Annotated in this window: 2 protein-coding genes; both read right to left on the bottom strand. The window is 43.8% G+C overall.

Annotated features, from left to right (window positions below; genetic code table 11):
• Positions 1-312 precede the first annotated feature (312 nt).
• Positions 313-558 (bottom strand): hypothetical protein, encoded by a 246-nt coding sequence (locus AB5170_RS22385; RefSeq protein ID WP_173719768.1) that lies wholly within the window; start codon positions 556-558, stop codon positions 313-315.
• A 7-nt stretch (positions 559-565) separates the two neighbouring features.
• Positions 566-1,768: a DNA polymerase IV gene (locus tag AB5170_RS22380; protein WP_272105127.1), complete on the bottom strand. Its 1,203-nt coding sequence runs from the start codon at positions 1,766-1,768 to the stop codon at positions 566-568.
• Positions 1,769-1,852: the final 84 nt, after the last annotated feature.

The following is a 1,852-nucleotide window of genomic DNA, read 5'->3' as shown; positions in this document are numbered from 1 at the left end:
ACTACACGGCTCACTGGCGATTACCGTGACCGGACTTACACCGGCAAGTGTAGTCCAGCTTTGCTGGACACACGCAACAAAAAAAGACATCAAAAATCCATTCCAGGTTTTTTTGATGTCTTTCTATATGTTCCAGATATGTAATCTCAAATGATTGCTCCTGATGTCTTATCAGGACTAAACTTTTCTACATAGGGGTGCTATGCATAAATGATAATTCGATTATAGGATAGCACAATATATGGTATGTGTCAATCGTATAATTCTATATATTGTGCACATGTATTGTCTCATATTTTCCAAGAACAAACATTAGGAACAGCGCCTTTCCATAAACCATTTATCAAATTCATAGTATAAATGGCTCTCTTTTCCATTCACAATTACGGTATATCGCATCCCGACTCCGCCTGCTTTTCGGCTTGCACAGCGTTCCCTTGCAAGGATACGGTCCACATGATATTTTTCTCCATCTTCCCAGATAAATTCCACTGGACTCATAGTTCCGTCCTTATCAAAACTCACCAGAACCTCTACATATACTTTTGCATTTTCCATTTACCAATTACCTCCCATTAAAATAGCCTACCGGATGAACCGTGTGGGAACTTTGTGCATCCAAGCTTGCCAGAGCTTTGTCCTGGTACACAAACGCTTTTTGGATACTGAAATACCCAAACCTTCTGCGAATCTCATCTACAGCCTGGTCCATTTTTTCCTGCTTTTCCCGTTGTTCCTCGCTTATAAACAAATCAAGCTGTACTGGTACGTCTGCCAAAACCAGATTTTCTGCACGTATTCCAAGGCTTCGGATCGGATGATTCCAGTTATAATTTTCTTTGAACAGCAGGTAGGCAGCCGTCATAATCTCATTGGTAATATCCGTAGGCCTCTCCAGCTTTTTCTGTCTCGAAAAAGAGTATAACCCATTATCCCGGATGGTGATGGACACCACCTTGCATTTGAAGCCATGTTTCCGAAGCCTGGCTGCAACACTTTCTGCCAATGCCATCAGTACAATCTGCACGTCCAGGTTGTTCTCCAGGTCCCTGGGAGTGGTTGTACTATTACCAATAGACTTTATAGGTGCTTCATACCCCTGCGCCGATACAGGTGACTCGTCCCAGCCATTTGCAAAAGAGTAAAGCACCAGACCCATTTTTCCAAATAACCGTTCCAGAAACTTTGAATCCGCCAGGGCAAGCTCCCCAATTGTCTGAATTCCATAACGATCTAACGTATTTCTGGTAGAACGTCCAACATACAAAAGATCTGCAGCAGGAAGTCTCCAGAGCTGTTCCTTATAATTTTCCTTTGAAAACACCGTGATTCCATCAGGCTTCTTATAATCACTTCCCAGTTTTGCAAAAATCTTATTCCAGGAAATCCCGATACTGACCGTAATTCCCAGCTCTTTTTTCACACGCCGGTTAATCTCCATTGCAATTTTTCTTCCCTCTCCCTTTAAGGCCGCACTGTCCGTAATATCTAACCAGGCTTCGTCACATCCATATGGTTCAACCAGATCAGTATATTCCCCATAAATTTCTCTTAGAAGAGAAGAAAAACGCAGATACAAGTCCATCCTGGGCGGAACAATCACAAGATCCGGACATGCCATTTTTGCCTGCCAAAGTGCCTGTCCCGTCTTCACTCCTTTTTTCTTTGCCACATAATTGGCTGTAAGCACAATTCCATGCCTCGCCTCGGGATCCCCGCCTACCGCCAGGGGATACCCTGCATACTCTGGGTGATATAGCATTTCCACACTGGCGTAGTCGGGTAAGAGAAGAGCATTACTGTCCTTCCCTCCCCTAAGAACCGTACGTGATAGTTTCCCATCATACGGCTC

This window comes from Ruminococcus sp. RTP21484sp1_RTP21281st1_A8_RTP21281_210402, from assembly GCF_040914025.1.
GTDB classification, from domain to species: domain Bacteria; phylum Bacillota; class Clostridia; order Lachnospirales; family Lachnospiraceae; genus Blautia_A; species Blautia_A faecis.
The sequence above is the reverse complement of the archived record's forward strand: the minus strand, read 5'-3'. Positions and strand labels throughout refer to the sequence as shown.

Bases quoted from the DNA above. Each gene is read 5' to 3' on its own strand.
- AB5170_RS22385 (WP_173719768.1), bottom strand. From the start codon at position 558: ATGGAAAATGCAAAAGTATATGTAGAGGTTCTGGTGAGTTTTGATAAG.